Source organism: Flavobacterium sp. KACC 22761 (assembly GCF_034058155.1).
Lineage (GTDB): Bacteria > Bacteroidota > Bacteroidia > Flavobacteriales > Flavobacteriaceae > Flavobacterium.
The window spans coordinates 1,915,777-1,942,293 of sequence record NZ_CP139148.1; the positions used below are offsets into that span (position 1 = coordinate 1,915,777).

Consider the following 26,517-nt stretch of genomic DNA (forward strand, 5'->3'; position numbering starts at 1 on the left):
CCTATGTTTTTCTTGAAATTATTCCTCCAGTTAAAGCGGGAGGCAATTCAATCAAATACTATTTTGAAGCTTCTCTAAACTCTTTCAAAACTTGATCAATAACCCATGTTGTTCTGGAACCAGAAACGCCTTTTGATGGAGAAGCACCTCCATTTCCTAAAAGTTCAGCAATAACTGTTTCAATAAACGGTTGTTGAATATGCAACGGATTCTCAATCAAAATACTTTCTTTTTCGCCATTTGCATATTGAATGTGAATTGGATCATTCCCAAAAGTAGAGAACGAAATTTTTCCTTTATCACCAACAATTTCAGTATTGTCATAGCGCTCACAACTCGCAAAGTTCCATATTCCTGAACCATGAATTCCGTTTTCGAATAAAAATGACATTGAAACCGAATCTTCAGCAGGATAAGCCAGTAATTGAGAAGTCGCGTGTCCGCGAACTGATTTTATCGGACCTAAAACAAAATCTAGGAAATCTAAAGTATGACAAGCCAAATCAACAAAAATTCCGCCTCCAGAGATATGAGGTAAAACAGTCCAAGGAAGATTGATTTCGTCATCATAACGTGCTTCAAAAGGATGGTATAAAACACAATTTACATGTCTAATGTTTCCTAATTTGCCTTCATCTATTATTTCTTTTATTTTTAAAAAACGAGGTAGGCCTCTTCTATAATAAGCAACAAAGAGCGGAACATCGTGTTCTTTGCAAGTACTAATCATTTCGTTGCATTCTTCAAAAGTCAAAGCCATTGGTTTTTCTACATAAACTGGTTTTCCAGCTTTGGCACATAAAATAGTATATTCTTTATGAGAAGATGGAGGAGTAGCAATATAAACCGCATCAACTTCTGGATCATTGATTAAATCTTCAGCGTTCGAATACCATTTTGGGACATTGTGACGTTTGGCATAATCTTCGGCAAGTGCTGCATCTCTTCGCATAACGGCAACTAAAGCTGAATTTGGAGCTTTCTGAAAAGCCGGTCCGCTTTTAACTTCAGTAACATTTCCGCATCCAATGATGCCCCATTTTATAATTTTCATGGTTTAAGTTTTAAGTTTTTCAAATTTAAAAAAGGTTTGCCACTAATTGCACGAATTTCCACTAATTTAAATTGTGATTTTTTTGCCACAGATTAAAAGGATTAAAATGATTTTAATCTCTATGTGTTTACTTTTATAATCTGTGAAAATCCTTTTAATCTGTGGCAAATAGAAAAAAAAATTAGTGGAAATTCTAGTAATTAGTGGCAAAATAAAAAAGCCACGATATTCAGAAAATAATTCGTGAATTCGTGGCTAATAAAAACGTAGTTTAAAGTCTTATTTCGAAGGCAAAGCTTTGAAACCCATATTGTAAAGTGTAAAAGCTTGAATATCTACATTTTCTTGAATTGTAGCTGCAACAGATTTTCCTGCTCCGTGACCAGCTTTAACATCAATTCTAATCAAAACTGGATTTTCTCCGACTTGTTTTTCTTGTAATTCAGAAGCAAATTTAAAACTGTGTGCAGGAACTACGCGATCATCGTGATCACCTGTCGTTACAATAGTTGCTGGATAATGCGTTCCTTGCTTTACATTATGAACAGGTGAATAGCCTTTTAAGTATTCGAACATTTCTTTGCTGTCTTGAGCAGTTCCATAATCAAAAGCCCATCCTGCACCTGCAGTAAAAGCGTTGTAACGAAGCATGTCCATAACTCCAACTGCCGGCAAAGCTACTTTCATCAAATCAGGACGCTGCGTCATAGTTGCACCAACTAATAAACCTCCGTTAGATCCTCCGCGAATAGCTAAATAATCAGATGAGGTGTATTTCTGTGCAATTAAATATTCTGCAGCAGCAATAAAATCATCAAACACATTTTGTTTTTGTTGTTTTGTTCCTGCATCGTGCCATTTTTTGCCGTATTCACCGCCACCTCTTAAGTTAGCAACGGCATAAACGCCTCCGTTTTCCATCCAAACTGCATTGGCAATACTGAAACTTGGCGTTAAGCTAATATTGAATCCGCCGTAACCGTAAAGGATAGTTGGGTTTTTGCCGTCTAATTTTGTTCCTTTTTTATAGGTAATAATCATCGGAACTTTTGTGCCGTCTTTTGAAGTATAAAAAACTTGTTTTGACTCGTAATCCTCGCTTTTGAAATCTACTTTTGGTTTTGCATATACTTCAGATTTACCTGATTTTGGCTCGAAAGAATATATGCTTCCTGGAGTTGTATAATTTGTAAAACTGTAATAAAGGATTTTTTCATTCTTTTTTCCGCCAAATCCGCCAGCAGTTCCAACAGCTGGAAGTTTGATTTCACGAACTAATTTTCCGCTATAATCATATTGTTGTACAAAAGAAACTGCGTCTTTTGTATAATTAGCAAAGAAGTATCCTCCTCCTGTTGAAGGCGACAAAATATCCTTTGTTTCTTTGATGAAATCTTTCCAGTTTTCTGGTTTCGGATTTGCAGCGTCAACTGTAACCACACGTTTGTTAGGCGCATTAAGATCGGTTTCGATGAACAATTTGCTTCCTTCATTTTCAATAATACTATTATCGCTGTTGAAATTGTCAACAATAGTCACAATTGGGCTATTTGGTTTAGTCAAATCTTTGATGTACAATTCGTTTCCGTAAGTAGAATTGGCTGCAGAAATCACTAAATAATGATTGTCTTCCGTTACATAACCGCCAACATATCTTCTTTTTTGATCGGCACCAAAAATTACTTTATCCTCTTTTTGAGAAGTTCCCAGTTTGTGGAAATACAATTTATGTTGATCTGTTTTTGCAGAAAGTTCGCTTCCTTTTGGTTTGTCATAACTTGAGTAATAGAAACCTTCATTTTTGTGCCAAGAAATCCCACTGAATTTTACATCAACCAAAGTGTCTTCTAAAACTTTTTTAGAAACCGCATCAATAATAATTACTTTTCTCCAGTCGCTTCCGCCTTCAGAAATTGCATAAGCGGCTTTTGAACCATCTTCAGAAAAATCCAATCCACCAAGCGAAGTTGTTCCGTCTTTAGAAAAAGTATTCGGGTCTAAGAAAACTTCTTCCTTGCCATTTTGATCTTTTCTATAAACAACAGATTGATTCTGAAGTCCATTGTTTTTAGAATAATAAGTATATTTCCCTTCTTTATATGGAGCGCCAATTTTTTCGTAGTTCCAAAGTTTTTCCATTCGTTTTTTAAGTTCCTCACGAAACGGAATTTTATCTAAATAACCATATGTAACGTCATTTTGGGCTTTAACCCAAGCTCCAGTTTCGGCAGATTTGTCATCTTCCAGCCAACGATACGGATCGCTAACTTTTGTGTCAAAATAAACATCGACAGTTTCGCCTTTTTTGGTTTGCGGATATTGAATTTTATTTTGTCCAAATGAAATTCCTGCTGTTGTAATCGCCATTAGTAGAAATGTTTTTTTCATATTTAAGTTTGTCGGTTTTAACAAAAATAGCATTTTTTGTGTCATTGCTGAATTTTTAACCGCAAAGTACGCAAGAGTTTATGTAAAGCACTCAATATTAATCTCGCAAAGTCGCGAAGTCGCAAAGAAATTTTAAAACTTTGCGTCTCTGCGTCTTTGCGAGATTTTTTAAATGCTAAGCTAAAAAAAACCTAGCGTGCTTTGCGGTTAAATAAAAATTACAAATTGAAATTAACGCCCAAAACGATGTTTCTTCCAATATTTGGAATACCATCTGTTTTCAGTCTTGAAAGATGCGCAATGTATTTTTTATCGAATAAATTGTTTCCGTTTAAGTTCACATCAAAAGCAGTTTTTCCCAATTTAACTGTTCCTCCAAAACCTAAATTCACCAAAGTATAACCTTTAGAAGCTGTTTCAAATCCGCTCACATTTGATTGATCAAAAGTCGATGAAACATTCAATGAAGCAAAACCTTCGCTTAGCCAATTCTTGATGTTAAATTCGGTTCTAAGCGTGTTGTTCCAATTATTTGCCGGAATTAAAGGCAGATAATCATCATTGTCTTTTTTGCCTGTAACCGTTTCAAAACTAGTTTCAAAGTGCAACCAATCTAACGGATGTGGGTGAATATGCAGTCCAGCTTCACCACCAAATAATTTGGCATTGTCCTGAACATAAGCAAATACATCATTATTATCTAAAATTTCTCCAGTTGGCGAAGTATAAATGTAATTGTTCACGTGATTGTAAAACCCGTTGATGAAAAACTCAAAATGCGAATTTTTATATTCTAAGTTAACATCAGTCTGAACGTTTTGTTCTGTTTTTAAATTTGCATTTCCAATTTCATATCGATTTGTTCCTTCGTGAACGCCGTTTGAAGTCAATTCGGCTAAATTTGGCGCTCTAAATCCTGACGCAACATTTAAGCGAAGTGTCAGAGGTTCTGCCAATTTTGTTTTGTATCCCAAAGAAGCGTTAAAGCTATCAAATGATCGGTCCAATGCCTGAAAATAACCTTCTTCACCTTCTGTTCCGTGTGCAATTGAAGTAATATTTCTATTGTCAAAACGTAATCCGGCTTGTAAAACGCTGTTGTCCCATTCGTAATTTGCCGTTCCAAAAACACCAAAGTCGTTCGTTGTCGCATCCGGAATCAAATATTCCTCTCCCGAATTTGTATTGGTTTGATGCATTCCTTGAACCCCTAAAATAGTTTCAATTTTTCCGAATTTCGGGAAATGATATTTTGCATTATAGTTGAAAGTATTCAATTTCATGTGAAGAGAAGCTTTGTTGCTGTCTTCAAATTCGCTTCGGTCATTGGCAATATAACCTAAATCAACATCCAGTTTTGAGTTTTCAAAAAACACAACATTGTTCAAACTTAGTAAATGATTGAAAATTCCCTGTCTTGGAAATTCAGTGTCTTTGCTGGAAGTTTGTTCTGCAATTCCGTCTTCTGGAATTCCAATATCTAATTTGTTGTAATTGTATCTCAAAACGCTTGAAAAGCTAGAATTACTGTATCCAATTCCGGTTTTAAAATCGGTTTCATTGTAACGGGAATTTGTCACGCGATCACCTCCTGAAATTTTGTAATCAGAATGTGTATTGTAGCTTCCACGTGCTAAAAATTTCCAATTATCGGTAGAAGTTTTTAAACCAATTGATGAATTGCTTCCTTGAGTATTAGTAAAATATTTTTGGCTGAAATTTGCTTTGAAAGTTCCTGCATCAGCAAATTTTTCGGGGTTAAAATATAAAACACCACCTAATGCATCAGAACCATATAGTAACGAAGCAGGTCCTTTGATCACTTCAACGCTTTCAATTCCGGCATCATTTAATCCTAAACCATGTTCGTCTCCAAATTGTTGATTTTCTATTCGAACGCCTTGAGAATACACTAAAACACGATTACCGCTAAGTCCACGAATTACAGGTTTACCAATTGACGTTCCGGTCGAAATCTGAGCAACTCCAGGAATAGTCGCCAAACCTTCGATCAAAGTAGAAGTTCCTTTTTGTTGCAATGTTTTGATGCTTTCGTGTTCGATTTTCATTACGTTTTGCGATTGCAATTTGTTAAATGGAGTGGAAACGACTACTTCATCCATCTCCATAATTGATTGTAAAAGTGTAACGTTTAAAGTGTTTTCTTTTGCAAGTTTTGCAATAGTTTGATTTTGATTGGCATAACCTACAAAATTGAAGGCAAGTCGCAGACTTCCGTTTGGAAGATTGTTCAATTCGTATTTTCCTTTTGCGTCTGTTGTGGTTCCTTTATGTAATTCTGGCGCATATACAGAAACGCCCGGCATTGGCTGATTTTGATTGTCGGTAACAATTCCTGAAACCGAATTTTGAGCAGAAATCATGCTCGAGAACCCCAAAATTAGGGCTAGTAGTATTTTTTTCATTTGAAAATGATGCTATAGTTAATTGTTTTTCGCTTCCAAATAAAAACCAAAGCAAACAGCAAAGTATTCTGATCCTAATTGTTGCAATAGGATTAGAAAACTCAATGTTAATTGAATTTAAATTGAAAGCAATGTGATTTTTTTCCGAATAATCGAAATCTAAGAAACTAAAGCAACAGGAGGTCCCCGAAGTAAATAAACGCTTTTTGAAAATGAACGTGCATTTTCTGAAAACGAAAAGAAATAAGGAATTTCGTAATGAAAAGTGTGAAATTGAAAAGAGAAGATTTCGGCTGGAGTATAACTTCCAAAAGCAAAATTACAAACATAACATAAGTCGTAATTGTGATGCTGATGCGTTATTTCGCCGCTTGGATCATTGTAAGCGTGATGACACTGCTTTTCTGAAAGTTGTTTTACAATGTGCTCAAAACTGTGCAACGACTGAAACAATATCGTGAACAATATTGTCAGCGTCATCGAAACACTTAATATGAGCTGTTTTCTTTTCATGCAAAGGCAAAGGTATAAAAGCGGATTGAAAAAATGGGTTATTTTTCGATTTCTGTTGCAGATTTATTGAAAAAAGCGCAACAAATGCCTTTGTTCGCCCTGAAAAAGAGAATAATTGTTTTCAAATCGTATCTTCAACTGGCATTATATTATATTTGTATGTAAAATAAACTTACGGCAAAAAACGTTTAAGCTTGAAAACCTCTCTAAAACCAAAATTCGATATGCGATTATTTTTTACTTGTTTGTTTTTTGTTTCATTTTTGAATGTCTTCTCGCAGCAAGAAGTGAAACCTGAAATCAAGCCAGTAATTAAAATTGATTCGTTGTATCGTGAAGATCAGTTTTACTTTTCATTGACTTATAATCTTTTGGTGAATACGCCTGAAAGACTGAAACAGGATAAGTTTTCTGCTGGACTTTCTGCTGGTTTTTTACGCGATATGCCAATCAACAAAAAAAGAACGGTTGCCATTGCGGCCGGATTTGGATTGACTTATCAAAACTTTTACCAAAATTTTACAGTTTCAGAAGATACAAATGGTGCGCCGATTTATGGCGTCAATGATTATGATGAATTTGTTTCCAATCGATTCAGACAATATTCTGTCGATTTGCCAATTGAATTTAGATGGAGAAATTCGACTTATGAAAGTACGAAGTTTTGGAGGGTTTACGGCGGTGTAAAAATGAGTTATATTTTCTCGAGCAAATCGATTTTAGACGATGGAGAAAATACGTATAAAATAAAAAATAATCCAGATGTCAACACATTTCAATACGGAATTTACCTCGCAACGGGTTACAACACCTGGAATATTTATGCCTATTATGGCTTAAATCCTTTATTTGATTCGGTTTCCACAATTTCTGGCGAAAAAGTAAAAATGAGAGCTATGAATGTTGGACTTATCTTCTATATTTTATAGCCATAAAAATAAGAAGAGCAATTGTGGCAAAACACCAATTGATAATCCAATAAAAATTTCTTTTGAAGTATGTGCCTGCATTTCTAATCGCGATGAGGCAACAATTCCGGTCAATAAAATTAAAAGCGCTGGCCAATATGGATTTTGCATTTGCAAATGCATATTCATTCCAATTACAAAAATGGCAAAACCGCTAATTGCGGCCACATGCAGACTTGCCTTAATTTTAAATAAAGAACAAACCAAAGCTAAAATTGTCGTGAACAAAGCGCCCAGAAAAAAGAAATGCAGTTCTGGATAACGCGTAATGATTATGCTTCGTTTAACTAATAAAATATATAAAAAACACTGAAGGATCAAAGGAATCTTTCGTTGCGAAGTTTCATGAACCATTATAGAAGTCACATGCCCAGTTGATTTTAACAGCAGGAAAAACAAAACTGGAACTAAAATCGTAATAATCAGAATTTGAAATAAAACAAAGTATTTCTCATTATTTGAGAATGCGTCTTCTTTGCAAAAAAGATAAAATAATGTGGCGTACATCGCAATAAAAATCGGATGAAAGATATAAGAGAATAAAGGCAATATTTTTTTCAAAACGCGGTTATTTGTGGGTATTCAACAAATATAATGAAATAATGGTTTTCGCCATGAATTACTCTAATTTCCACAAATCCTATTTTGTTAATTAACATTTGATTTAATTTTAAGACACAGAGTAAAAGATTTTCGCAGATTAAAATCATTTGAATCCTTTTAATCTGTGGCTAAAAATTAAGATATAATTCGTGGAAATTCGTGTAATTCGTGGCAAACCTTTTTTTAAATTTGACAAAAAGAATTTCTAAATGAGCATAAATCTTAAAAGCCTTATCCCGGTTCTTGATGCCGAATGGATTGGCTCAAATTCGGATGTTTTTATCGATCATATTTCGATCGACAGCCGTTCGCTTCAAAACGGATCCAAAACCTTGTTTATTGCTTTGTCAGGCGTTAACAACGATGCTCATTTGTATATAGCAGAATTAATTGAAAAAGGCGTTCAAAATTTTGCTGTTCAATACATTCCTGAAAATGTAAAAGGCAAAGCCAATTTTTTGGTCGTTAAAAACACTTTAAATGCTTTGCAACAATTTGCCGCTTATTACAGGAATTTGTTCAATTTTCCTGTAATTGGTTTAACAGGAAGCAACGGGAAAACAATTGTAAAAGAGTGGCTTAACTTTTTGCTAAGTCCAGATTACAACATAATTCGAAGCCCAAAAAGTTATAACTCTCAAGTTGGCGTTCCGTTATCGGTTATCGCCATAAACGAAAAACACAATTTAGGCATTTTTGAAGCCGGCATTTCAACGGTAAATGAAATGATAAAGCTCGAAAAAATCATCAAACCAAATATTGGAGTTTTGACCAGCATTGGCTCTGCACATGATGAAGGTTTTGAGAATTTGGAACAAAAAATCAACGAGAAGCTTTTGCTGTTTAAAAACACAGAAGTAATTATTTATCAAAAAAATGAATTGGTCGATAAATGTCTTGTTGCTTTTGCTGCAGAAAATCCAATTCAAAATAGAATCCTTTTTTCTTGGAGCTTTAACGATAATACGGCCGATGTTTTTATTCTAAAAAAAGAAATCAAAAACGAAACAGCTACAATTCAATACCAATATAAAAACGAAATTTTTGATTTAGAAATTCCGTTTAGTGATTCAGCTTCAGTTGAAAATGCGATTTCGTGTTTGTTGGTTTTGCTTTATTTTAAATACGATTCGAAAACCATTCAAAATCGAGTGCAAATGTTGTATCCGGTTCAAATGCGCTTGGAAGTCAAAAACGGAATCAATAATTGCAGTATTATTGACGATAGCTACAGTTCCGATTTTCAGTCGCTTAAAATTGCTTTGGATTTCTTGGAAAGTCAGCAAAAAAAGAATGCCACAAAAACGGTAATTCTTTCAGATATATTTCAAAGCGGATTTTCGAATGAAGAATTGTATTCGAAAGTTTCACAATTAGTTTCAGATAACAAAATCAATCGCGTAATTGGCATTGGCCCAACAATTTTTTCTTTTAAAGACAAGTTTTCAAATTGTATTGCATTTCAAGATACAGCTTCGTTTGTTGAAGCTTTTGAAAGTCTGAATTTCAGTAATGAAACTATTTTGATTAAAGGTGCAAGATCTTTTCAGTTTGAAGAAATTGTTTCGCTACTGGAAGAAAAAACGCATGAAACGGTTTTGGAAATCAATCTCGATTCAATTAGTCATAACTTAAATTACTACAAATCAAAACTTGCCGATGATGTAAAAATTATGGTCATGGTAAAAGCTTTCGGTTATGGAAATGGAGGTCTTGAAATTGCAAAATTACTGGAACATCATAAAGTGGATTATTTAGGTGTGGCTTTCGCCGATGAAGGAATTTCGCTGAAAAACGGCGGAATCAAATTGCCAATTATGGTTTTGAATCCTGAGTCGACAAGTTTTCCGTCGATGATTCAGTACAAATTAGAGCCAGAAATTTATAGTTTAAAAGGATTAAATGCCTTTTTGAAAATTGCCAAAGAAAAGAATTTAAAGGATTTTCCAATTCATATAAAAATAGATACTGGAATGCATCGTCTAGGTTTTGAAGAAAATACAATTGATGAGTTGATTGCGACTTTAAAAAATAATTCAACGGTTCGCGTGCAAAGTGTTTTGTCACATTTGGCAACAAGCGATGATCCAAAACATTTTGGATTTGTCGAAAAGCAAATCAATTTATTTGAGAAATTATCTTCCAAATTAATGTCGGAATTAAATATAAACCCGATTCGTCATATTTTGAACACTTCAGGAATCAGCAATTTCCCGAATGCACAATATAATATGGTACGTTTAGGAATTGGTCTATACGGAGTTTCTAATGATCCTTCAGAACAAAAATATCTGGAAAACGTTGGAACCCTAAAATCAATAATTTCTCAAATCCGAATCATTCCAACAGGCGACAGCGTTGGTTACGGGCGTCGTTTTATGGCCGAAAAAGAAACTAAAATTGCGACAATCCCAATTGGTTATGCTGACGGAATTTCGAGATTATGGGGAAATGAAATTGGTTTTGTAACCATCAAAAATCAAAAAGCTAAAATCGTTGGAAGTGTTTGTATGGATATGCTCATGGTTGATGTAAGCCATATTGATTGTAAAGAAGGCGACTCGGTGATTATTTTTGGCGAAAGCCCAACAGTTATTGAAATGGCTGAGGCTTTAAAAACCATTCCGTATGAGATTATGACGAGTATCTCGCAACGTGTCAAACGAGTATTTTTTAGATAGAAGTAAGGAATTATCAGGAAAATTACGTATTTTCGGTATAATTATTATAAACTAAAAAGGAACAATTATGGGATTTTTTTCTGAATTTAAGGCATTTGCAATAAAAGGCAACGTGGTTGATCTTGCTGTTGCAGTAATTATTGGGGCGGCATTTGGTAAAATTGTAAGTTCATTTATTGAAGATGTAATTACGCCACTAGTATTGAAACCGGCATTAGAAGCTGCGCATTTAGAAAAAATTCAAGATCTTACCGCTTTTGGCGGTGTAAAATACGGTCTTTTTCTTTCGGCAGTAATTAACTTTGTAATTGTTGCTTTTGTTTTATTCTTAGTTATTAAAGGAGTAAACAAACTTAAAAAAGAAGAAGCTCCAGCGCCACCAGCAGGACCAACGCAAGAAGAATTGCTTACACAAATTAGAGATTTATTAAAAAATAAATAAAAATACAATACCGCTACACTAAGTCTAACTTAACCACCTTCTAAAGAGGTGGTTTTTTTACAATTTGTTTATTTTATAACATTTTGTTATTTTTTGTGAATCACCTTGCCAAGACTTTTATTATACTTATTTTTGCCGTACAAATTTGATTATAGAATTATTTAAAAATATAAAAATGAGAATTGCAGTTGTAGGTGCTACCGGAATGGTTGGCGAAGTAATGCTTAAAGTTTTAGCAGAAAGAAATTTTCCTGTTACAGAATTAATTCCTGTTGCATCAGAGAGATCAGTAGGAAAAGAAATTGAATATAAAGGAACAAAATATAAAGTTGTTGGTTTACAGACTGCCGTAGACATGAAAGCTGATATCGCAGTTTTTTCTGCTGGAGGAGATACTTCATTAGAGTGGGCTCCAAAATTTGCTGCTGCCGGAACAACGGTTATCGACAACTCTTCAGCTTGGAGAATGGATCCGACTAAAAAATTGGTAGTTCCAGAAATCAATGCTTCTGTTTTGACTAAAGAAGACAAAATCATTGCAAATCCAAACTGTTCTACTATTCAAATGGTAATGACTTTGGCGCCTTTGCACAAAAAATATAACATTAAAAGAATTATTGTTTCGACTTACCAATCAATCACTGGAACTGGTGTAAAAGCGGTTAAACAATTAGAAAACGAGTACGCAGGAATTCAAGGTGACATGGCTTACAAATATCCAATTCACAGAAATGCGATTCCACATTGCGACAGTTTCGAAGATAATGGCTACACTAAAGAAGAAATGAAATTAGTTCGCGAAACTCAAAAAATTCTTGGTGACAACACCATCAGAGTTACAGCTACTGCAGTTCGCGTACCAGTTGTTGGTGGACACAGTGAAGCTGTAAACGTTGAGTTTACAAATGATTTTGATGTGAATGAAGTTCGCGAAATCTTGCACAATACCGATGGAGTAGTAGTGCAGGATAATTTAGATACATTCACATATCCAATGCCATTATACGCTGAAGGTAAAAATGATGTTTTTGTTGGAAGAATCCGTCGTGACGAAAGCCAGCCAAATACATTAAACATGTGGATTGTTGCGGATAACTTAAGAAAAGGTGCAGCAACAAACACCATCCAAATTGCTGAATATTTAATTCAAGCAGGTCTGGTTTAAGCTGAGAGATTAAATTAAATTGTTATAAAGAAAAAGCCGTAATTGCATCACTGCAATTACGGCTTTTTTGATTTGTCTCCGTAAAGAAAACCCGACAGGTTTTTGAAATCTGTCGGGTTTGAAAGAATTAAAAAATTCCAAATCCCAATAACGTTAAGTAGTTAATTGGAATTTGGAATTTAATAAATTATTGGAATTTTATTTTTAATATTCTGGAGCCAATTCTAATTCTAAACCTTCTAATTCTTCAGTGATTGGAATTTGGCATCCTAAACGGCTATTCGATTTTACATAAAATGCTTCCGAAAGCATAGCTTCTTCTTCATCTCCCATCTCTGGTAGGGCAACGTCATTTAGAACATAGCATTGGCAAGAAGCGCACATGGCCATTCCGCCACAAGTTCCTTCAACAGGAAGTTCATATGCTTTGCATAATTCCATTATGTTCATTGCCATATCGGTTGGAGCTTGTAATTCATGAACAACTCCTTCTCGATCTTTAATCTTTATTAATACATCCATTTTTGGTATGGGAATTTTAATGTAGGATTTTATAACGTGAAAAAATCCTGGTTCAATTTAACTTGTTGGTTTTAGACTGAATGCGTATTCTTTTTGTGTGTTTTCTTTAAGATGCATTTTTACACCCAGCATATTGCCACCTTTTTCAAGCAACGTTACCACTGCAATTACAGAATAATAATCTCTATCACCTTGAAAGATTAATGTTCCCTCATAGGTTGAATTTACAACTCCTTGTTTGTCTGTAGTAACAGAAACTTTTCTTGGATGTGTAAATTCAGCTGTACTGTAAGTTGCTTTGTTGGCAAATTTTGCTTTTCCTTCGGCGAAATCATATAAAAAATCATAATTGCCAATTCTCAAACTTCCCTCTTCATTAGTTGGATTCGTATTGAATACAATTTGCCCTGAAAACTTAAAATCTGACCATTCTTCAGATTCACTTACCCAAGCCTTGTCAACAATTAGAGTTTGTGCTTGCTGAGCATAATTTACAGATACAAAAAACAACAATAAAAATAAAGTGTAATAGTGTTTCATAAATTTAAGATTTAGGGTTATTTTACAAAAATAAGTTAAATTAGTAAAAATAGCTCAACTAAAACTCTTAAATCTTTATATTGTTTTTTGTTAAATTCGCAATATTCTATATGATTTTGGATGTTTTGGTTTGAAAAAACAAGAAAAACACTCAAAAGAAATACTATTCTTGTTAATAATTCAAAACCATAAAAGGTTGCAAATTTTGATTTGCTACATGATGTTCACCACAGTTTCAATTTGTGGTGCATATTTTTTTATAGTCGTTTCAACGCCTGCTTTCAAAGTCATTTGATTTACGCTGCAGCTAATACAAGCGCCCTCAAGACGAACTTTTACATGTTTGTCCTCGTCGATAGAAACTAGCGTGATATCACCTCCATCAGATTTCAAAAATGGCCTTATTTCATCTAAAGCCAACAAAACGTTATTTGTTAATTCTTCTGTTGTCATAATATTTAATGTGTCAATTAGAGAATGTGTCAATTAGAGAATTTAGATCATTATCTAATTGCCACATTATCTCATTATCTAATTATTTTTTCACTGCCGAACATCCTGCCATAGTTGTAATTTTAATGGCTTCGGTTGCTGGCAAGCTTTCATTTCTGTTTACTGTTTCTTGTACAACATTTCGAGTAATTTCTTCAAAAACAGATTCGATTACTGAAGCTGTTTGCAAAGCAGCAGGACGACCGTAATCTCCTGCTTCACGAATAGATTGTACGATTGGAACTTCACCTAAAAATGGCACATCTAGGTCGGCAGCAAGATTTTTTGCTCCTTCTTGTCCAAAGATATAATATTTGTTGTTTGGTAATTCTTCTGGTGTAAAGTACGCCATGTTTTCAACAATTCCTAAAACAGGAACATTAATATTGTCTTGCATGAACATTGCCACTCCTTTTTTAGCATCGGCAAGCGCAACCGCTTGAGGCGTACTTACTACAACTGCACCAGTTATCGGCAATGATTGCATAATCGAAAGATGAATGTCTCCCGTTCCTGGAGGCAAATCTAAAAGCATAAAATCAAGTTCTCCCCAATCTGCATCAAAAAGCATTTGGTTTAACGCTTTTGCGGCCATTGGGCCTCTCCAGATTACAGCTTGGCTTGGCGCTGTAAAAAATCCAATAGAAAGTATTTTGATATCATAACTTTCAATTGGTTTCATTTTTGATTTCCCGTCAACGGTAGTCGAAATTGGTTTTTCGTTTTCAACATCAAACATAATAGGCATCGATGGGCCGTAGATATCAGCATCTAAAATACCAACTTTGAATCCCATTTTTGCAAGAGTTACAGCAAGGTTTGCGGTAACAGTTGATTTTCCAACTCCTCCTTTTCCAGAAGCGATGGCAATGATATTTTTGATTCCTGGAATTGCTCGACCTTTGATTTCGACTTTTTCAGGAACTTCAACTTTAATATTTACTTTGATTTTTGCATCGGCAGAGATCAAGTCATGGATTGTTTTTTTAACATCGTCTTCTGCTCTTTTTTTGATGTGCATTGCTGGAGTGTGAAGTACTAAATCTACTACAACTTCATCGCCAAATGTAATAACGTTGGCAACGGCGCCGCTTTCCACCATATTTTTACCTTCTCCTGCTATAGTGATAGTTTCTAGAGCCTTAAGGATTTCTTTTCTATCTAATTTCATTTTTAATGTAAGTGTTTTCTAGTGATGAAATTTGTTTAGATACTATATTTATTTAAACTTGTTTCAGAGTGCAAAGATAACAGATTAAGTTCGGATTCTTACTTTTTTTGAATCGTATTTATTGATGTTGAAATTATTCAAAATGATGGTGTTGGAATTTTTTTAAGCGAATTTAAAAAGAAGAAACAAAAAGAAGCAATTTTTATACTAAAGAAAAGTAAAATTGAATCTTAAAATTGAGAAAAAAAAGAAACCCGCCAAGATTCTGATTTGGCGGGTTTCTTAAAAAAAATGGTCTACAAGTTATTCGTATTTCAAATATTTCAAAACATCTATTTTAGTTACTTGATACGCTTTTGTCAAAACAATCACCAAAGTAAAAAACAGTAATGAAACTAATGCGATTGAAAATGGCAAAGTCGAAATGTTTATTCTGAATGCGTAATCTTCAAGCCATTTTTGTAATAAAATATAAGCCGGCACAATTCCGATTCCAAATCCAAGTAAACAGAACAAGACATATTGTTTTGATAATTCTTTCAGCAAAATGTCCGTTTCTGCACCAAGGGTTTTTCTAATTGCAATTTCTTTCAGTCTTCTCTCCATCGAAAATGATGCCAAAGCGAACAATCCGAACACAGCAATTATAATTACGACTAAATTTAGAATGAAAAACAGGTTTTTTTGCTTGATTTGTTCCTGATATGTTCTTGCAAAACCTTTGTTAACAAATTCATATTCAAAAGGATAATCAGGATTCACATTTTTTGCCCAATATGCTTTTAGTTTTTCTAAAGTTTCAGATAAATTATTTGGAGACACTTTTACAAAAATGTTGTTGAAGTTGTTCCATCCTAACGTTTTGAGATTTACAAAAACCATTGGAGGCACTTTATTCTGCAAACCCGTTATGTGAAAATCTTTTACAACACCTACAATCTTAAATTTCAAATTCCCAGTATCGTCTTTAGACCAGCCCGAAGTAATTATGGTATTTATTGGATTTTTTAAGTTCAGCGTTTTAGCAAGAGTTTCATTGATCAGCATACTGCTGACACTGTCTGAGGCAAATTTTTCAGACAAACCACGTCCTTGAACGATTTTAATTTTCATCATCTCAAGAAATCCAAAATCCATTTCCACATTTCGTGGTTGAACAAAAATGCCATTATGCGTAAATCCAGAACTTGAATTGGTGCTTCCGCCAAAACTTCCTGCAAAAGTAGAAACATCTAGAACTCCTGATATTTTTTTGATTTGTTGTTTATCTGTCTCATATAATGGTATTCTATTATCTCGGTCAGGTTTGTTATACGGAATCGAAATTACCTGATCGCCACTAAAACCAAGATCTTTGTTCATCATATAATTCACCTGTGAGTTGACAATCAAAGCGCCAATGATAAAAAATGCCGCGATTCCGAATTGAAAAATAAGCATCGAGTTACGAATCCAGATACCACTTTTGCTTCTTGAAAAATTGCCTTTTAGTACCTTTAAAGTTTCGAAATTTGATATATAAATGGCAGGGAAAATACCCGCAAAAATGATTACTAATCCAAAAATCATTATAAGTTGCAGGTAAAATTCGCTCCCGTTCATGGTTAAAGTCTTTTTCAAAAAAGTGTTGTAATACGGCAATGAAAGCTCTACAATTGCCAGCGCAAACACAATCGCAAGCGTTACAATTATGGCTGTTTCAAAAATAAATTGTCTGATAATTTGATTTTTTGTAGCGCCCACAATCTTGCGTACACCAACTTCTTTAGCGCGTTTGATTGCTGATGCTGTTGCCAAATTGATGTAGTTTACCAATGATAAAACCAAAATCAAAATAGATAAGCCTGCCATGATGTAAAGCAGTTTTAAATTCCCAACACCTTCAGGAAAGTTTTGTCCTGCTGAACTTTTTGTTCCGTGCAAACGAGACATTTGCAATTGGTCTAAAATAACTGTGATATCGCCATTTTCTTTAACATATTGTTCAACAGTTTGGCCGTTTTCTTTAGCATCTTTTAAAGTTCGGTTTACAAAATTCACGTTTTGCATTTTTTTCAAAACAGCAACTGGATCAGCATTTTTTTTGATTTTTACCAATAAACCATAATTGAAATTTCCCCAACTGTTGATGTCATTTTCGCGTTTTACACCGCTAAAAACATAATTTGGTTCAATTGACGAAGGTTTAGCAATTCGATAAACAGCTTTTACAGTATACGTTCCGGTATTATATGTGATCGCTTTGCCAATAGGATCTTCGTCTTTAAAAATTAATTTCGCCTGTTCTTCAGAAATGGCAACACTGTTTTTTTCTTTTAAAATATTGGTTTTAGCACCTTTTAAAATTTCGAAAGGAAAAAAATCAAAGAAATTCTCATCACTTGTCAGCATCTTTTTAGCCATCAATTTTTGGCCTTGATATTTGATAATGTCTTCATCATACCAAGTCCTAAAGAAACAAATAGATTCAATTTGTGGAATTGTCGCTTTGCAGGTTTCTCCAAACGGAATCGAGTTGGATCCCCAAGTGTCGCCTGTCTGTCCGATTTTGTTCAAGACCATATAAGCGTTTTCCTTGTTTGGATTCCATTGATCGTATGAATGTTCGTTGTTCCAATATAAAATCGCGAAGATTACGCTGGCAATCCCGATGCTTAATCCTAAGATATTTAAAAGCGAAAACAGTTTGTTCTGCTTTAAATGATATATAAATATTTTAAACCAGTTAGAAATCATGGTATTAGTTTTTGTAGTTATTTAGGTTTTTTAAAACCCGATTCGTTTTTAAATCAAAGCCCATATTTTGCAGACAAATTCTACCAGAATTACGATTGCTGCTACGATAAATTTTACCATTTTTCTTTTATTTAGCGTCCATAAAAACATCTACATTTCTCTGATTTAGTTTTTCAGAGAATATCACACCGTCTTTCATATGAATGGTTCTTTGTGAGAACGAAGCATCATAATCAGAGTGGGTTACCATCAAAATTGTTGCGCCTTTTGCGTGCAAATCGGTTAAAAGTTCCATTACTTCGTTACCATTTTTACTGTCTAAGTTTCCAGTTGGCTCATCGGCAAGAATGATTTTTGGATCATTTACCAAAGCTCTTGCAACGGCAACTCTTTGTTGTTGACCTCCAGAAAGCTGTTGCGGAAAATGTTTCAAACGATGTGAAATATTTAATTTCTCAGCAATAGCTTCAATTTTTTGTTTTCTTTCTGATGCTTTTACGTTGTTGTAAAGCAAAGGCAATTCAATATTGTCATAAACAGAAAGCTCATCGATCAAATTGAAATTCTGAAAAATGAATCCGATATTTTCTTTTCGAACCTGTGCTCTTCCTTTTTCTTTAAGACCAATCATTTCTTGGCCTAATAATTTATAGCTTCCACCATTGGCACTGTCTAAAAGCCCGATGATATTTAATAAAGTCGATTTTCCACAACCTGAAGGCCCCATGATAGTTAAAAAGTCCCCTTTTTTGATTTCTAAAGAAATACCACTCAACGCAGCTGTTTCTACTTCTTCTGTTCTAAAAACTTTGGTTAAATTTTGAATTGTTATCATTTTTGTAAAGGTGTTAATGTTGTTAATTACGTTTTTTGATTGATGATTGAAACTTTTATAATTGTAAATTGTAAATGATTAATTGTGAATTGTCAGGCTGAGCGAAGTCGAAGCCCTTTGCGACCCTTCGACTTCGCTCAGGGTGACAAAATAAGGCTGTCTATTGCGATTGTATCGAAAGCTCTTCGATGTCTTTATAATCTGTGTACGATGATGTCACTACCGATTCGCCTTCTTTTAATCCTTCCAGAACTTCATAGTAAGTCGGGTTTTCTCGGCCTAATTTTATGTTTCTTCTTTCTGCTTTATTTCCTTTAACAACAAAAATCCATTTTCCTGCAGTTTCTTGGTTAAAACTTCCTTTTGGCAGTACCAATATTTTGTTTCTTTCAGATAAAATCAGTTTTACGCCAAAACTAAGTCCGTCTTGTAAAACAATATTTTCTTTAGATGTAAAAGCTAATTCTACTGTAAAATGCCCGCTTTTCACTTCCTGAATCACTTTGGTAACAATAACTTCAAGATTTTTTCCTTTAAATTCTACTTGACCTTTCAAGCCTTCACGAACTTTCTCCAAATAAAATTCATCTACATCAGCAGCCAATTTGTAGCCGCGTTTGGAGTCAATTTTCCCGATGCTTTGACCTGCTTGAAAGTTTTGTCCTAAGACCGCTTCAAATGAAGTCAAACGGCCAGATTCTGGAGCGGTGATCAGGAAATTCTTTTTATTGTTTCTCAAAATATCCAAACTTTTTTCCATTGTCTGAATCGAGCGGTTGATTTGCGAAATCTGAACTTGATTGGATTGTTTTTCTTTCTGAATGCTTTGCTGAATTGTTCTTTTTCTTTCTTCTTGAAAACGAAGACTTTCTTTAAAAGTATTCCAGTCGTTTTTTGAAATCACATCTTTGTCATACAATTTCGAATTCATATCATATAATCTTTTGGCGTCGTTGTAATCATGCTCGATCAAAACCAAATCTTTGTTTAAATTCAATTCCTGATTTCTAATATTTAGTTTTCCGGTATTCAAATTGTTGATTTGCTCAATAATTGCAGTTTCCTGAGTCAAGTAATTCAACTCTGTATTTGGGTTGTATAAACGAGCAAGTGATTGTCCTTTTGTTACCATTGCGCCGTTTTCAACAAAAATCTCTTTTACTGATCCTCCTTCTGTAACGTTTACAAGCATGACATTCAAAGGTTCGACTTTTGCTTGAAAAACCACAAAATCTTCAAAAAAAGCTTTTTCAACTTTTTGGATTGAAAGTTCTTCGGCTTTTACATTCAAGCTTCTTTTGGTATTAAAAGAAAAAAAGATGATTGTGCCCAAGGCTAAAAAAACTCCAATTGCTATTGTGAGATATCTAAATTTTCTATTTTTACGAGGAATTACCTTGTCCATTTTTTTAATATTTTACTGATAATCAATAGGTAAATACTGTGCCATAAAATTTATTATTTGTAAAGTATTGATTTTAACGAAGCTTTAAAAACCACTTAAAAAAAGTAGTGTTCGATAATGAACAGTTGACCGTTCAAAATCGGACAAAAAAATCAACATGAGAAAAAAACAAGCTCAAATATTAATTGTTGACGATCAAGAAGAAATTCTTTTTTCGGCAAAAATGATTCTGAAAAAATATTTTGAAACCATTTTTACCACCAGCAGTCCAAAACAGATTATTTCGATTTTGAATGAAAATGAAATAAATGTGGTTTTGTTGGATATGAATTACCGAATTGGTTTTGAAGATGGGCGCGAAGGAATTCATTGGCTAAAAGAAATCAAAACACTTTCTCCCAGTACAATTGTGATTTTAATGACGGCTTTCGGTAAAATTGATACCGCAGTCGAAGGAATTAAAATGGGCGCTTTTGATTATGTTTTAAAGCCTTGGAATAACGAAAAATTGCTTGAAATAATTGATAAGGCTGTCGCCCAAAGCAGAAAAAACAGCAAAAAAATAATTATTGAGAAAGTTGAAAAAAGATATTTTGTTGGAACTTCTCAAAAAATAAAACAAGCGTATTCTATTGCTGAAAGAGTAGCGAAAACGGATGCCAATGTTTTGATTTTAGGTGAAAACGGGACCGGAAAATATGTTTTTGCGGAGTTTATTCATCAAAATTCAGAAAGAAGAAACGAACCTTTTGTACATGTAGATTTGGGTTCTTTGAGCGATAATTTATTCGAAAGTGAACTTTTTGGATATGCAAAAGGTGCGTTTACCGATGCCAAAACAGATACTCCAGGAAGATTTGAAAATGCACAAAACGGAACTATTTTCTTGGATGAAATTGGCAATATTCCGCTTCATTTACAGTCGAAATTATTGCACGTTTTGCAGACAAAAACGGTGACTCGTTTAGGTGAAAGCAAAGCAAGACCTTTGAATGTTCGAATTATTTCGGCTACTAATAATGATATTAAAGCCGAAGTAAAGAATAAAACTTTTCGTGAGGATTTGTTGTACCGAATTAATACAATGGAAATTAACCTTCCGCCTTTACGCGAACGAAAAGAAGATATTGTTCCGATGGCAAATTTTGTTTTGGAGCAAATTGCCGAAAAATACAATCATAGTCCCGAAACTTCGGGATGGCGATTTGAAGAAAATGCAGCGCCATATTTAGAAAAATATCCGTGGAAAGGAAATGTGCGAGAAATGGAAAATAAAATAGAACGTGCGCTGATTTTGGCCAATAATAATACGATTTCTGTTCATGATTTGGATATTTTAGATTTTGAAGAAATTCAGGAAAACGATGAAAATCCGTTGTCTGAATTAGAGAAAACAGCAATCGAAAAAGCACTTTTTAAACATCACGGAAATATCTCAAAAACCGCCGAAGAACTAGGATTGTCAAGAGCGGCTTTGTACAGAAGAATTGAGAAATATGATTTGAAGAATTAAAGTGAAAGAAGCAAGAGCCAAGAAGTAAGATTTTTTTGCCGCAGATTAAAAGGATTAAAGAGATTTTTTATCTGCTAGATCTGCGTGAAACTAATATTTAAGACAAAGCAAAAATCATTTTAATCCTTTTAATCTGTGGCTAAAATTAAAACTAAATGAAAAACTGGAAATTTTATAACGCTTTATTTGTGAGAGTCTTGTTTGTAATGATGCTCTTTTTTTTCTGCGTTTTTCTGATTTATAAAATGTTTTATTACAATGCACTTTTGGTTGGCGTTTTTGTTTTTATGATGCTGGCCGAAATGTATTTTTATGTCAAAAATCAATTGCAATTTTATGACAGAACCTTGCTTTCGATTTTGAAAAATGATTTTACAACCAATTTTCCTGAAGAAAATAGAAAAGACAATTTTGAAAGTTTGTATCTTTTATATGAGACTTTAAAAGTGCAACAACAGGAACAAATTTCGAAAGAATTGATTTATCGTTCGCTTTTGAACAACATTGACAGCGCCGCTTTGATTTTGGAAAAAGAAAACGGCGATTGGAACATTTTTTTGATGAACGATTGTTTTTCAGATATGTTCAAAGTGCCAAAAGTAAGTCATTGGAAATATCTTAAAAATTATCTTCCTGCGCTTTGTTCTGAAATTGAAAAAACAGAATTCAGTGAATTAAAATCGGCCATTTCGATTAAAATCGAAGAACAGGATTTGCAGACTTTTATGCTCCAAACTTCAAGAACTCAAAGTTATAATAGAGAATATTTCATTGTTTTATTGGACAGTATTCAACGCGTTATTGAGAAAAAAGAGAAAGAAGCTTGGATTAATTTAATGAAAATTATTTCGCATGAATTGATGAATTCTTTGACACCAATTCGTGCGCTTTCGCAGAATTTACTTCACATTGTTGATCAGGAAAAACTGGAAGAAGATGATTTTGACGATATAAAAAGTAGTATTTCAACCATTATTAACCGAAGCGATCACTTGCAGGTTTTTGTTGAAAATTACCGCAAACTGGCCATGTTGCCAACGCCAACAAAATCGATGACGCCAATAAAAGAACTTTTTGACGATTGCCTTAAAGTTATGAGTCCGATTTTAAAATCTGAAAATATCGAATTGATTAATGACATTCACAGTTCTCGTTCGATAATGATTGATAAAAATCAAATGGAGCAGGTTATTATTAATTTGATTACCAATAGTATTTATGCATTAAAAGAGAAAACAGAGAAGAAGATGTTTGTGTCAAGTTATACTGAAAACAACCGTTTTTTTATTTCTATTTCTGATAATGGAAAAGGGATTCCTTCTGAAATTCAAGACAAGGTTTTTCTTCCATTTTTCACGACGAGAAAAGACGGCGCTGGAATTGGTTTGACGCTTTCTAAAAATATAATCGAAGCGCATGGTGGTTACTTAAGCTATCAAACCGATGAAGATAAAACGAGTTTTGTGATTTGCTTGATTTGAGAAAAAGCAATAAAACTTTGTCACCCTGAGCGGAGTCGAAGGGCGTTCCAATTGGCACGTGGCTTCGACTCCGCTCAGCCTGACAAAGTAGAGATTTTAAAGTTCAACTTCAGGTTGCCAAAAATGTTTTTCGAAATCCACAATTTGATTATCGACAACTTTTACACCTTCATTTTCTAAAAGCTGCTGCATTAAATTCGTGCCGTCAAAATGGTGTTTTCCTGTCAAAAGGCCTTTTCGGTTTACTACTCTGTGCGCGGGAACGTCATCCATATTATGACAGGCATTCATAGCCCAGCCCACCATTCGGGCAGAACGCGCAGTTCCCAACGCTTTCGCAATTGCGCCATAAGAAGTAACTTTCCCAAACGGAATTTGTCTGGCAACTTCGTAAACTCTTTCGAAAAAATTTTCCTCAGCCATAGTTTTTGCCACAGATTAAAAGGATTAGTGGGATTTTAAAATTAGCATTAATCTGCAAAAATCTGCAGAATCTGCGGGAGAAATATTTACCACAAAGTAAAAAAAAAATCATTTTAATCCTTTTAATCTGTGGCTATAAATTTAAGCGAAATAATAATTCAAAATATTGAAAAGTGTTGCAACAGCCACTAATCCGGTAATACTTCCGATAATCGTATTCATGTTGCGCATAAAGTAATCGGTTTTCTTTTCTATTCTTCCAAAGAAAGCAATATAACTGTATAAAATTCCAAAAGCACCAAGGGCTGAACCTAATACAAAAGTCAAAATAATTGTGTTTTCGAATACAAAAAGATTGTATGAAGCTAATGTAACACTTACAACAACGTAATACGGAATTGGGAAAAAGTTTAATCCAGAAAGGAGCATTCCAAGAAAGAAACGGCTTTTTTTACTGCTCTTTTTTATTTTCGTTTTTTTCTTTGCTACTGGGTCTTTTGCAAAAAATAAAAAATAAATGGTTAAGATCGAAAAAATGATAAAACCAACTTCGCGCAATAGTGTGATAACATCTGGACGATTGTCAATGACACGTGCAAATAATACCGCGACAAAAGCTTGGAAAAAAATTACAAAAACAGCACCGATTACAAATGATAAAGCATTCTTTTTTCCCTCTTTCATTTTTATTTTGGCAGCTGTCATATTGAGCAATCCCGGCGGAATAGTCCCAATTGCGGCGGCAATAAAACCTGAAAGTAATGGAGTAAGGTAGGTCATTTAGTGATTAAATCGGTTAGAATAAAGGTTTCAAAATCAAGGTTAGTCCTTAATTTTGAAACGAATATACGTAATTGCCTTGTTAATTTCTAAATATTGTTTTTCGTAAAATGTTTGGATCGAAGTTACAACTTCAGGACTTCCTTCGTTTTTGTAAACATTATGATTCGCATATAAAACTTCGTGACCTTCTCCGTGAAGCAGTCCAAGTGTATAACCGTGCATAAATTCGCTGTCGGTTTTTAGGTTTACGACACCGTCTTTTTTCAGGATTTTTTTGTATAGTTTCAAGAACTCAGAATTCGTCATTCTGTGTTTTGTTCTTTTGTATTTGATTTGTGGATCTGGAAAAGTAATCCAGATTTCATCTACTTCGCCTTCAGCAAAAATATGATTGATCAATTCAATTTGAGTACGTACGAAAGCCACATTATGAAGCCCGTTTTCAACAGCAGTTTTAGCACCTCTCCAGAAACGAGCACCTTTAATATCAATTCCGATAAAATTTTTGTTTGGATATTTTTCAGCTAATCCAACAGAGTATTCTCCTTTTCCACATCCTAATTCTAAAACTAATGGATTGTCATTTTTAAAGAAATCAGAATTCCATTTTCCTTTTAAAGGCATTAAATCGCCTACAACTTCTTCTCTGGTTGGCTGGAAAACGTTTTGAAATGTTTCGTTTTCTCTGAATCTTTTTAGTTTATTTTTACTTCCCACTTTTACAAAAATTTTCCGCAAAATTAAGGAATATAAACGAATGAAAAGGCGTAAGTCAGTTTAAATGTTTTTTAGCCACAGATTTTACAGATTTTAAGGATTTTTCTAATCTGATTAATCCGTGAAATCTGTGGCCTATCTTTTTACCCGTAATGTGGTTCTGTAATTGGTTTTGATTTTGGATCTAAAGTTTCATCGTGTTGTGATAAATCCAGACCAATATGTTCTGATTCTTCAGAAACCCTTAGCGGAATAATAAAGTTGGTTACTTTAAACAAGAAATAAGCTCCGAAGAAAGTAAAAATTGAAACCAAAACCAAAGCCATCATGTGATGTCCGAAAACATTCCATCCTCCGTGAAGTAAACTTGCATCTTCGCCATGAGCGAAAATTGCAGTCAGAATCATTCCCATAATTCCGCCAACACCATGACAAGCAAAAACGTCAAGCGTATCGTCGAATTTTTTTGAATATTTACAGTTTACAGCAGTATTAGAAACCAAAGCCGTTACAAATCCGAAAAACATACTTTCTGGAACAGAAACATATCCTGCTGCAGGGGTAATGGCTACCAAACCTACAACAGCACCAATACAAGCGCCAAGTGCCGAAACTTTTCTTCCGTTTACTCTGTCAAAGAAAATCCAAGTCAACATTGCAGCTGCAGATGAAGTTGTGGTAGTTGCAAAAGCCATAGCGGCATTTCCATTCGCAGCAAACGCAGAACCAGCGTTGAACCCAAACCATCCAAACCAAAGCATTCCAGTTCCTAATAGTACAAACGGAATGTTTGTTGGAATATGTTGGTTGTTTTTTCTTTTTCCTAAAACAATAACTCCAGCCAAAGCTGCGAAACCCGAACTCATATGAACTACAGTTCCTCCAGCAAAATCTTTAACGCCAAAATAGCTTCCTAAAACTCCCGTTGGGTACCAAACGGCGTGACATAAAGGAGCGTATATAAAAACGGTAAATAAGCTGATGAAAATCAAATAAGAGATAAAACGAACACGCTCAGCAAATGAACCTGTAATGATTGCCGGTGCAATAATGGCAAATTTCATTTGAAACAAAGCAAAAAGCATAAACGGAATTGTAGTTGCCAATTGTTTATGAGGCAAAACGCCCACATAATCCATAAATGCAAAAGTGGTTGGGTTTCCGAAGAAACTATAAAAATGATCGCCAGAACCAAAACCAACTGGTTCTCCAAAAGCTAAACTAAAAGCAACCACCACCCACAAAAGCGTAACAACGCCAAGGCAAATAAAACTTTGAAGCATGGTTGAAATCACATTTTTCTTGCCTACCATTCCGCCATAAAAGAAAGATAATCCAGGCGTCATGATTAAAACCAGACAAGAAGAAGTAAGCATCCAAGCAACATCGGCTGGAACGATGTGATCTGTTGTGCCAAATTCAGATAATACATAGCTATTTTCAGTCATTGCTGGCCAAAACGCACCTGTGATACAAACGATGCTTATCATAAGAAAGGAGATGATCCAGCGTTTTTCTATTTTCATTTTTCAAATACTTAATTGAACCCTATTTTTTTTGGGGTCAAAGTTAAAAAAAATTAAATATTTTGATTTCAAGGGCTAGTAAAATAGTGGTATAGTATTTATTTTAGCTGATTTTGCAATTTATGGATTGATT

General features: G+C 34.2%; 22 protein-coding genes. 6 read left to right on the plus strand and 16 right to left on the minus strand.

Annotated elements, in window-relative coordinates; genetic code table 11:
* Positions 1–58: 58 nt before the first annotated feature.
* The 4 genes from SCB73_RS08385 to SCB73_RS08400 all read right to left on the minus strand — a co-directional run bounded on the left by SCB73_RS08385 (position 59) and on the right by SCB73_RS08400 (position 6,381).
* Positions 59–1,054, minus strand: coding sequence for a Gfo/Idh/MocA family protein (locus SCB73_RS08385; RefSeq protein WP_320569601.1), 996 nt, complete (start codon positions 1,052–1,054; stop codon positions 59–61).
* 279 nt (positions 1,055–1,333) lie between these two features.
* A complete protein-coding gene (locus SCB73_RS08390) occupies positions 1,334–3,442 on the minus strand; it encodes a prolyl oligopeptidase family serine peptidase (RefSeq protein ID WP_320569602.1) in 2,109 nt (702 codons plus the stop codon).
* A gap of 218 nt (positions 3,443–3,660) precedes the next feature.
* Positions 3,661–5,868 (minus strand): TonB-dependent receptor, encoded by a 2,208-nt coding sequence (locus SCB73_RS08395; RefSeq protein ID WP_320569603.1) that lies wholly within the window; start codon positions 5,866–5,868, stop codon positions 3,661–3,663.
* A gap of 159 nt (positions 5,869–6,027) precedes the next feature.
* A complete protein-coding gene (locus SCB73_RS08400; protein ID WP_320569604.1) occupies positions 6,028–6,381 on the minus strand; it encodes a hypothetical protein in 354 nt (117 codons plus the stop codon).
* A gap of 224 nt (positions 6,382–6,605) precedes the next feature.
* On the opposite strand from SCB73_RS08400, the gene SCB73_RS08405 reads away from it, so the two are divergent.
* Positions 6,606–7,310 (plus strand): porin family protein, encoded by a 705-nt coding sequence (locus tag SCB73_RS08405; RefSeq protein ID WP_320569605.1) that lies wholly within the window; start codon positions 6,606–6,608, stop codon positions 7,308–7,310.
* Here the strand turns inward: SCB73_RS08405 and SCB73_RS08410 are convergent.
* Positions 7,305–7,910, minus strand: coding sequence for a hypothetical protein (locus SCB73_RS08410; protein WP_320569606.1), 606 nt, complete (start codon positions 7,908–7,910; stop codon positions 7,305–7,307). The genes SCB73_RS08405 and SCB73_RS08410 overlap by 6 nt on opposite strands.
* 251 nt (positions 7,911–8,161) lie before the next feature.
* Between SCB73_RS08410 and SCB73_RS08415 the strand changes: the two genes are divergently transcribed.
* From SCB73_RS08415 to SCB73_RS08425, 3 genes are all read left to right on the plus strand, one after another.
* The gene (locus SCB73_RS08415) at positions 8,162–10,633 is read left to right on the plus strand and encodes a bifunctional UDP-N-acetylmuramoyl-tripeptide:D-alanyl-D-alanine ligase/alanine racemase (protein WP_320569607.1); all 2,472 of its coding nucleotides are present in this window, start codon (positions 8,162–8,164) and stop codon (positions 10,631–10,633) included.
* A 67-nt stretch (positions 10,634–10,700) separates the two neighbouring features.
* Entirely contained in the window at positions 10,701–11,075 is a 375-nt protein-coding gene (gene mscL / locus SCB73_RS08420) for a large conductance mechanosensitive channel protein MscL (RefSeq protein ID WP_035646047.1), read from the plus strand.
* Between the two features lie 175 nt (positions 11,076–11,250).
* On the plus strand, positions 11,251–12,240 hold the full coding sequence (locus SCB73_RS08425) for an aspartate-semialdehyde dehydrogenase (protein WP_320569608.1): 990 nt from the start codon (positions 11,251–11,253) through the stop codon (positions 12,238–12,240).
* A gap of 204 nt (positions 12,241–12,444) precedes the next feature.
* Here the strand turns inward: SCB73_RS08425 and SCB73_RS08430 are convergent, their stop codons facing one another.
* The 7 genes from SCB73_RS08430 to SCB73_RS08460 form a co-directional block, all read right to left on the minus strand.
* On the minus strand, positions 12,445–12,762 hold the full coding sequence (locus SCB73_RS08430; RefSeq protein WP_320569609.1) for a 2Fe-2S iron-sulfur cluster-binding family protein: 318 nt from the start codon (positions 12,760–12,762) through the stop codon (positions 12,445–12,447).
* A gap of 57 nt (positions 12,763–12,819) precedes the next feature.
* Entirely contained in the window at positions 12,820–13,302 is a 483-nt protein-coding gene (locus tag SCB73_RS08435) for a hypothetical protein (RefSeq protein ID WP_320569610.1), read from the minus strand.
* Between the two features lie 213 nt (positions 13,303–13,515).
* Entirely contained in the window at positions 13,516–13,755 is a 240-nt protein-coding gene (locus tag SCB73_RS08440) for a NifU family protein (RefSeq protein ID WP_035646036.1), read from the minus strand.
* A gap of 82 nt (positions 13,756–13,837) precedes the next feature.
* Complete coding sequence (locus SCB73_RS08445) at positions 13,838–14,965, minus strand: Mrp/NBP35 family ATP-binding protein (RefSeq protein WP_320569611.1); 1,128 nt, start codon at positions 14,963–14,965, stop codon at positions 13,838–13,840.
* Positions 14,966–15,268: 303 nt separating this feature from the next.
* A complete protein-coding gene (locus tag SCB73_RS08450; protein ID WP_320569612.1) occupies positions 15,269–17,701 on the minus strand; it encodes an ABC transporter permease in 2,433 nt (810 codons plus the stop codon).
* A 127-nt stretch (positions 17,702–17,828) separates the two neighbouring features.
* A complete protein-coding gene (locus tag SCB73_RS08455) occupies positions 17,829–18,536 on the minus strand; it encodes an ABC transporter ATP-binding protein (RefSeq protein WP_320569613.1) in 708 nt (235 codons plus the stop codon).
* A gap of 160 nt (positions 18,537–18,696) precedes the next feature.
* Positions 18,697–19,941, minus strand: coding sequence for an efflux RND transporter periplasmic adaptor subunit (locus SCB73_RS08460; RefSeq protein WP_320569614.1), 1,245 nt, complete (start codon positions 19,939–19,941; stop codon positions 18,697–18,699).
* Between the two features lie 157 nt (positions 19,942–20,098).
* On the opposite strand from SCB73_RS08460, the gene SCB73_RS08465 reads away from it, so the two are divergent.
* Together SCB73_RS08465 and SCB73_RS08470 are read left to right on the plus strand one after the other, a co-directional pair.
* Entirely contained in the window at positions 20,099–21,454 is a 1,356-nt protein-coding gene (locus SCB73_RS08465) for a sigma-54-dependent transcriptional regulator (protein WP_320569615.1), read from the plus strand.
* A 155-nt stretch (positions 21,455–21,609) separates the two neighbouring features.
* Positions 21,610–22,935 (plus strand): sensor histidine kinase, encoded by a 1,326-nt coding sequence (locus tag SCB73_RS08470; RefSeq protein WP_320569616.1) that lies wholly within the window; start codon positions 21,610–21,612, stop codon positions 22,933–22,935.
* A 96-nt stretch (positions 22,936–23,031) separates the two neighbouring features.
* Here SCB73_RS08470 and SCB73_RS08475 read toward each other — a convergent pair whose 3' ends face one another.
* The 4 genes from SCB73_RS08475 to SCB73_RS08490 all read right to left on the minus strand — a co-directional run bounded on the left by SCB73_RS08475 (position 23,032) and on the right by SCB73_RS08490 (position 26,384).
* Positions 23,032–23,358 carry an MGMT family protein gene (locus SCB73_RS08475; RefSeq protein WP_320569617.1) on the minus strand — a complete coding sequence of 109 codons (327 nt, stop codon included), beginning with the start codon at positions 23,356–23,358 and terminating at the stop codon, positions 23,032–23,034.
* 141 nt (positions 23,359–23,499) lie between these two features.
* Positions 23,500–24,138, minus strand: a complete 639-nt coding sequence (locus tag SCB73_RS08480) for a LysE family transporter (RefSeq protein ID WP_320569618.1) — start codon at positions 24,136–24,138, stop codon at positions 23,500–23,502.
* Positions 24,139–24,180: 42 nt separating this feature from the next.
* Positions 24,181–24,858 (minus strand): tRNA (guanosine(46)-N7)-methyltransferase TrmB, encoded by a 678-nt coding sequence (trmB, locus tag SCB73_RS08485; RefSeq protein WP_073408106.1) that lies wholly within the window; start codon positions 24,856–24,858, stop codon positions 24,181–24,183.
* A 143-nt stretch (positions 24,859–25,001) separates the two neighbouring features.
* Complete coding sequence (locus tag SCB73_RS08490) at positions 25,002–26,384, minus strand: ammonium transporter (protein WP_320569619.1); 1,383 nt, start codon at positions 26,382–26,384, stop codon at positions 25,002–25,004.
* Positions 26,385–26,517: the final 133 nt, after the last annotated feature.

What these genes read in the sequence shown, in the direction of transcription:
- SCB73_RS08385 (WP_320569601.1), bottom strand. Translation starts at nt 1,054, where the DNA reads ATGAAAATTATAAAATGGGGCATCATTGGATGCGGAAATGTTACTGAA.
- SCB73_RS08390 (WP_320569602.1), bottom strand. Translation starts at nt 3,442, where the DNA reads ATGAAAAAAACATTTCTACTAATGGCGATTACAACAGCAGGAATTTCA.
- SCB73_RS08395 (WP_320569603.1), bottom strand. Translation starts at nt 5,868, where the DNA reads ATGAAAAAAATACTACTAGCCCTAATTTTGGGGTTCTCGAGCATGATT.
- SCB73_RS08400 (WP_320569604.1), bottom strand. Translation starts at nt 6,381, where the DNA reads ATGAAAAGAAAACAGCTCATATTAAGTGTTTCGATGACGCTGACAATA.
- SCB73_RS08405 (WP_320569605.1), top strand. Translation starts at nt 6,606, where the DNA reads ATGCGATTATTTTTTACTTGTTTGTTTTTTGTTTCATTTTTGAATGTC.
- SCB73_RS08415 (WP_320569607.1), top strand. Translation starts at nt 8,162, where the DNA reads ATGAGCATAAATCTTAAAAGCCTTATCCCGGTTCTTGATGCCGAATGG.
- mscL (WP_035646047.1), top strand. Translation starts at nt 10,701, where the DNA reads ATGGGATTTTTTTCTGAATTTAAGGCATTTGCAATAAAAGGCAACGTG.
- SCB73_RS08425 (WP_320569608.1), top strand. Translation starts at nt 11,251, where the DNA reads ATGAGAATTGCAGTTGTAGGTGCTACCGGAATGGTTGGCGAAGTAATG.
- SCB73_RS08430 (WP_320569609.1), bottom strand. Translation starts at nt 12,762, where the DNA reads ATGGATGTATTAATAAAGATTAAAGATCGAGAAGGAGTTGTTCATGAA.
- SCB73_RS08435 (WP_320569610.1), bottom strand. Translation starts at nt 13,302, where the DNA reads ATGAAACACTATTACACTTTATTTTTATTGTTGTTTTTTGTATCTGTA.
- SCB73_RS08440 (WP_035646036.1), bottom strand. Translation starts at nt 13,755, where the DNA reads ATGACAACAGAAGAATTAACAAATAACGTTTTGTTGGCTTTAGATGAA.
- SCB73_RS08445 (WP_320569611.1), bottom strand. Translation starts at nt 14,965, where the DNA reads ATGAAATTAGATAGAAAAGAAATCCTTAAGGCTCTAGAAACTATCACT.
- SCB73_RS08450 (WP_320569612.1), bottom strand. Translation starts at nt 17,701, where the DNA reads ATGATTTCTAACTGGTTTAAAATATTTATATATCATTTAAAGCAGAAC.
- SCB73_RS08455 (WP_320569613.1), bottom strand. Translation starts at nt 18,536, where the DNA reads ATGATAACAATTCAAAATTTAACCAAAGTTTTTAGAACAGAAGAAGTA.
- SCB73_RS08460 (WP_320569614.1), bottom strand. Translation starts at nt 19,941, where the DNA reads ATGGACAAGGTAATTCCTCGTAAAAATAGAAAATTTAGATATCTCACA.
- SCB73_RS08465 (WP_320569615.1), top strand. Translation starts at nt 20,099, where the DNA reads ATGAGAAAAAAACAAGCTCAAATATTAATTGTTGACGATCAAGAAGAA.
- SCB73_RS08470 (WP_320569616.1), top strand. Translation starts at nt 21,610, where the DNA reads ATGAAAAACTGGAAATTTTATAACGCTTTATTTGTGAGAGTCTTGTTT.
- SCB73_RS08475 (WP_320569617.1), bottom strand. Translation starts at nt 23,358, where the DNA reads ATGGCTGAGGAAAATTTTTTCGAAAGAGTTTACGAAGTTGCCAGACAA.
- SCB73_RS08480 (WP_320569618.1), bottom strand. Translation starts at nt 24,138, where the DNA reads ATGACCTACCTTACTCCATTACTTTCAGGTTTTATTGCCGCCGCAATT.
- SCB73_RS08490 (WP_320569619.1), bottom strand. Translation starts at nt 26,384, where the DNA reads ATGAAAATAGAAAAACGCTGGATCATCTCCTTTCTTATGATAAGCATC.